At 63.3% G+C, this 4,691-nt stretch carries 6 protein-coding genes; 2 read left to right on the forward strand and 4 right to left on the reverse strand.

Going from position 1 to position 4,691, the window contains the following annotated elements; translation table 11 throughout:
• The coding region (locus EOC06_RS32910) for a putative glycolipid-binding domain-containing protein (protein WP_206631307.1) at positions 1 to 279 on the reverse strand (279 nt) is incomplete at its 3' end.
• 286 nt (positions 280 to 565) lie between these two features.
• Between EOC06_RS32910 and ubiG the strand changes: the two genes are divergently transcribed.
• A complete protein-coding gene (gene ubiG / locus EOC06_RS32915; protein ID WP_023811162.1) occupies positions 566 to 1,315 on the forward strand; it encodes a bifunctional 2-polyprenyl-6-hydroxyphenol methylase/3-demethylubiquinol 3-O-methyltransferase UbiG in 750 nt (249 codons plus the stop codon).
• 20 nt (positions 1,316 to 1,335) lie between these two features.
• On the opposite strand, the gene EOC06_RS32920 is transcribed toward ubiG, so the two are convergent.
• Positions 1,336 to 1,854 (reverse strand): flavin reductase family protein, encoded by a 519-nt coding sequence (locus EOC06_RS32920; protein ID WP_127271356.1) that lies wholly within the window; start codon positions 1,852 to 1,854, stop codon positions 1,336 to 1,338.
• A gap of 11 nt (positions 1,855 to 1,865) precedes the next feature.
• Complete coding sequence (locus EOC06_RS32925; protein WP_127271358.1) at positions 1,866 to 2,990, reverse strand: LLM class flavin-dependent oxidoreductase; 1,125 nt, start codon at positions 2,988 to 2,990, stop codon at positions 1,866 to 1,868.
• 110 nt (positions 2,991 to 3,100) lie between these two features.
• Between EOC06_RS32925 and EOC06_RS32930 the strand changes: the two genes are divergently transcribed.
• Complete coding sequence (locus EOC06_RS32930) at positions 3,101 to 3,697, forward strand: winged helix DNA-binding protein (protein ID WP_128309755.1); 597 nt, start codon at positions 3,101 to 3,103, stop codon at positions 3,695 to 3,697.
• Positions 3,698 to 3,710: 13 nt separating this feature from the next.
• On the opposite strand, the gene EOC06_RS32935 is transcribed toward EOC06_RS32930, so the two are convergent.
• Positions 3,711 to 4,625, reverse strand: a complete 915-nt coding sequence (locus EOC06_RS32935) for a DMT family transporter (RefSeq protein WP_128309756.1) — start codon at positions 4,623 to 4,625, stop codon at positions 3,711 to 3,713.
• Positions 4,626 to 4,691: the final 66 nt, after the last annotated feature.

Consider the following 4,691-nt stretch of genomic DNA (forward strand, 5'->3'; position numbering starts at 1 on the left):
CTGCTGGACTTCGCCGTTCAGCATCCACTGGCCGTTGGAATCGCGTTCGATCGCATAGTGCAGCTGGCGCGTGCCGAGAAAGCCTTCGATAAGCGCCGCCCGTGTGTGCCAGCCGGCATCGCAATTCACCTCGTAGGCGAGGCAGCACGGCTTGCCGTCCTGGATGAAGATGGCTTGTCCCTTGAGGCTGTGCCCGCCATCGTTCTGCGAAAGCAGACAGGCATCATGCCCCTCCACGTCCAGCCGATGCCAGAGGATCGAAGCCGTCATTGCTGTCATCGTCACCTCCTTCGAATTCAAAACGATGATGTATTCCTTCGCCCGCCAGGCCAATTGTGTTTCACCGCGGCGCGCTTCAGCTGACATGCCCTGACAGAATCCGGGTCCCTGCCGGCAGAGGAAAATTGTTGCCTTGACATTCGCGGCCTCACGCCCGACTTCCTAGCGCACGACCCCGAAATCGAAGTCGATTTCGGAAAGGATCATGCGCAGAATCTAAAGTGCTACAGCGTCCTTTGCGCGTCCAAGAGGACGTGCGGCGCTGTAGTGTCGAGGAGACCAACCCATGCCAGAGCCCCGACGATCGACAATCGATGCCGGAGAAGTGGAACGCTTTTCCGCCCTTGCCGCCGAATGGTGGAACCCGAACGGCAAGTTCCGTCCCCTGCACAAATTCAATCCGGTCCGGTTGGCCTATATCCGCGACCAGATAGCGACGCGCTTCGGCCGTGACCCACGCGCTGCAAGGCCTTTCGAGGGCCTGCGCATCCTCGACATCGGCTGTGGCGGCGGACTTCTGTGCGAGCCGATGGCGCGGCTTGGCGCCGAAGTCGTGGGCGCGGATGCCTCCGAAACCAACATCGAAGTGGCCAAGCTGCACGCCGCCGAGGGCAATGTCAGCGTCGACTATCGCGCCACGACGGCCGAGGACCTTGCCGACGCCGGCGAGAAATTCGACGTCATCCTCAACATGGAAGTGGTCGAGCATGTCGCCGACATCGACCTGTTCGTCGCCAAATGCGGCGAGATGGTGCGGCCCGGCGGCATCATGTTCGTGGCCACCATCAACCGCACGCTGAAGGCGCTGGGCTTAGCCATCATCGGCGCCGAATATGTGCTGCGCTGGCTACCGCGCGGCACCCATCAGTTCGGCAAGCTGGTGCGCCCGGAAGAGCTCGAAAAGGCGCTGGGCGGCGCCGGCCTGACCATCATCGACCGCACCGGCGTCACCTACAACCCGCTGGCCGACCGCTGGGCGCGGTCGAAGGACATGGACGTCAACTACATGGTCCTGGCGGAAAAAGGCTCGGTCTGATCTTATTCTGAATTCTGGCCTTATTCAGATTTCAGCGGCCTGTAGCCGCCGCGCCAGTAGATCAGCGCCTGGCCGGCATCGTGGGTGCGCACGGCCTCGACCGAGCCGATGACGATGGAATGCGTGCCGCGATCGATCATCTCGTCGAGGCTGCAGTCGAACGCGGCCACCGCGTCCGAAAGCAGTAAAGCTCCGGTCTTGAGCGTCATCCATTCGGCGCCCTCATAGCGGTCCTTGCCCTTGATGCCGCCAAAGCCGGAGAACCGCTCGGCCACGCGCTGATGCTGGGGGCCAAGCGAATTGACGCCGAAATGCCGGTAGCGTTCGATCACCGGCCAGGTCGACGACGACCTGTTGACGCAGGCGATCACCTTGGGCGGCTCGGCCGACAGCGAGACGACCGAAATGACCACCAGGCCGGAGCGATCCTCGCCGGTGCCAGCGGTGATGACGCTGACATTGCCGACGATCAGCCGCATCGCGGCCCGAAAATCCGCGACACCGACAGGATTTGCCTCCGAAGTCGTTGGTTCGGTCATGGGGGTTGCTCCTAGGCCGCCGACTGCATGGCGGCCGCTGCGATACGGATGCCCCGCTGTTCGAGGATAGGCAGGACGGTGTCGCGAAAATACGGGAATTCCTCGACATAGTCGACGAAGGACAGCGTCGAGCCGCGAAATCCGGCCTCGTGCAAGGCGGTGATCCCATCAGCGACCTGTTCGGCCGTGCCGGTGAGCGGGAAGCCGCCATGGCCCGCCGCCATCCGATCGCGGATGAGCGCCAGGAGGTCATGCGGGAACGACTGCGCATGCGCAAATTGCAGCTTCACCAGATTGTCGACGGCTGCCCAGTCGGCATTGGCGCGGGCGAAATGCTCGAGATAATCCTTCGCTTCCTTCTCGGTCGGCCGGCAGACGACATGGGCAAAGGTCAGCACGTCGACAGTGCTGCCGGCGGCGACCGCCTGTTGCTTCAGCGCGGCGATCTCGTCCCTGGAGCGTGACAGATCGATTGCCGGCGTGAACAGGAAGTCCGCATTGCGGACAGCGAATTTGCGCCCTTCTTCCGAGCCGGCGGCGTTGAGGATCGGCAGGCGCGCCGACGGCCGCGGATCGCCAAGCACGTTCTTCAGCTTGAAATAGGTGCCGTCCCAGTCGAACGCCTCGGTGCGATCCCACAGCGCCCTGACGATGTCGAACCATTCCTGTGCGTAGCCGTAGCGTGTGATGTGATCGTCGGGCAGCGTCAGCCCGAGCGCTTCATATTCCGGCTTGTTCCAGCCGGCGACGATGTTGAGGCCGATACGGCCGCGGCTGATCTGGTCGATCGTCGCCAATTGCTTGGCGACGACGACAGGGTGATTGGCCGCCGTGTGGGTGGTGGCGAAAACCGTGATGTTGCGGGTGAGCGCCAGGAGCCCTGCGGCCCAGGTGATCGTCTCCAGCACGTTGCCGTGGAAATTGGTCTCGCCCCCATAGCCGATCCAGCGGGCGATCGGCAGCATGAAATCGATACCGGCGTCGTCGAGCAGATGCGCCAGCCGCAGATTGTTGTCCCAGGAACTGACCCATCGTTCGGGAACCTTGGTGACGGTCATGCCGCCGGAACAATTGGAAGCGAAGGTCCCTAGAAAGAAGGGCTGTGCGTTGGCTGCGGTCTTGTCGAGCATGCTCATCGGTCGCGTTCTCCTCATTTTTAGGTTATATTTTATAATAGAAAGTCTATCATAAAATCATATGGACGCAATCGGCCGGATCGGCGCATGCTGCCGGGCGGGGAGACATGATGAACGACCGGCGCAAACCATTGGAAACACAAGCCAAGCTGCTGGATCGCGGCTGGCATCTGGCGCGGACGCCGCTCGAAATCGACGTCGCCGAAATCGAATATGCGCTGATGCGCTCCTACGAGGCGTTCGGCCACTGGCAGGCGGAATGCCTGGCGACGGTGATCGAGTTTTCCGCCAGCGGGCCGGAAAATGCGCTGCTTCACATCATCAGGATGAACGACCGGCCAAAGAGCGTCCGCGACCTGGCGCAGATGACCAACAGAGACGACATCCCCAACATCCAGTACAGCCTGCGCAAATTGCTCAAGGGCGGCATGGTCAAGCGAACCGGCAGCGGCAGGGCCGGCGTCACCTACGAGGTCACGCCGCTTGGGTTTCGAGTCACCGAACGCTATGCCGACATCCGGTCCGTCCTGCTCATCGAAGCGGTGACACGCGTCCCGGAGATGGCGGCCAAGCTCGAGGAAGCGGCGCGCACACTGGAGCTGATGACCGGCATCTACGAACAGGCGGCCCGCGCCGCGGCCACTCATCGCCGCCGGCACCCAAGGCCGGAACCCGGTGGCGAAGAGAACGAAACCGACGCCGGCTGAGGCGCGAAAGCGCTTACGCCGCCTGCCTTTGCAGCTTCGTGCCGGTCTGGCTTTGTGCCCTGGTGGTGATGAACACGCCCGCGGTGATGATGACCGCGCCCGCCCAGGTCAGCAGCTGATAGTGCTCGCCGAGGACGATGGTTCCGGCAAACAGGCCGACGGCCGCCGCCACATAACCGATCTGGCTGAGATAGACCGGACCGCCAACCGCCTGCAGCCGGAAGAAGAAGGCGAACATCGCCGATGCCGACGCAACCTGCGCGACCACCACCAGCGGCACGCCGCCGAGTGGCGCGAAAGCCTCGCCGCCGAACAGGAGGAGAATGCCGGCAAGCAGCATCGCCGCCGACGCCAGATGGCTGCCGACGGCAAGCTCAATCGGGCCGGTGCCGTCCGGCCAGTCGACCGTGCGGTAGATGTTGCCGGCGGCAAGGCTGACCGGAATGAGCAACCCCATCGCCACCCAGAACAAATCGGCCGGCTGGCCGGCCTCGCCGCGCGTCACCGCGACCATGACGGCGCCGACGAAGCCGACGGCGATGCCGACAATGCCCAGCATGTTGGGGCGCCGGACACGCAACAGGATCGAGAACACCAGTGTGATGACAGGCGACAGGGTGAACATGATGCCGGTGTAGCCGGCGCCCAGATGCGGGATGGCCGAGAACATCAGGAGGTTGGGGACGGCATAGGACACCGCGGCGGTGACGAAGAAATAGCGGAATTTGTGCGCGGTGAGCCGGACCCGCTGGCCGCGAGCCAGGAGCACGCACAGCAAGACGCCGCCGGCGCCGAGCGAGATGACGAAGGCCCAGACCATGGCCGGCACGCCGGCAGCCGTGGCGAGCTTGCCGAATGGCAGCGTCAGGCCGAGCAGGCCGCCGGTGACGACCAGCAGGCCGAGCGCCGAATCCCAAAGACGTTTCATTGACCGAATCCTGTAGCGCGGCCCTTGGCCGGCATTGCATGTTAAGATAAGATAATGGAAAGATTC

The sequence above is a fragment of the Mesorhizobium sp. M7A.F.Ca.MR.362.00.0.0 genome (genome assembly GCF_004023175.1).
In the GTDB taxonomy this organism is placed as follows: domain Bacteria; phylum Pseudomonadota; class Alphaproteobacteria; order Rhizobiales; family Rhizobiaceae; genus Mesorhizobium.

What these genes read in the sequence shown, in the direction of transcription:
- EOC06_RS32925 (WP_127271358.1), bottom strand. Translation starts at nt 2,990, where the DNA reads ATGAGCATGCTCGACAAGACCGCAGCCAACGCACAGCCCTTCTTTCTA.
- EOC06_RS32920 (WP_127271356.1), bottom strand. Translation starts at nt 1,854, where the DNA reads ATGACCGAACCAACGACTTCGGAGGCAAATCCTGTCGGTGTCGCGGAT.
- EOC06_RS32935 (WP_128309756.1), bottom strand. Translation starts at nt 4,625, where the DNA reads ATGAAACGTCTTTGGGATTCGGCGCTCGGCCTGCTGGTCGTCACCGGC.
- ubiG (WP_023811162.1), top strand. Translation starts at nt 566, where the DNA reads ATGCCAGAGCCCCGACGATCGACAATCGATGCCGGAGAAGTGGAACGC.
- EOC06_RS32930 (WP_128309755.1), top strand. Translation starts at nt 3,101, where the DNA reads ATGAACGACCGGCGCAAACCATTGGAAACACAAGCCAAGCTGCTGGAT.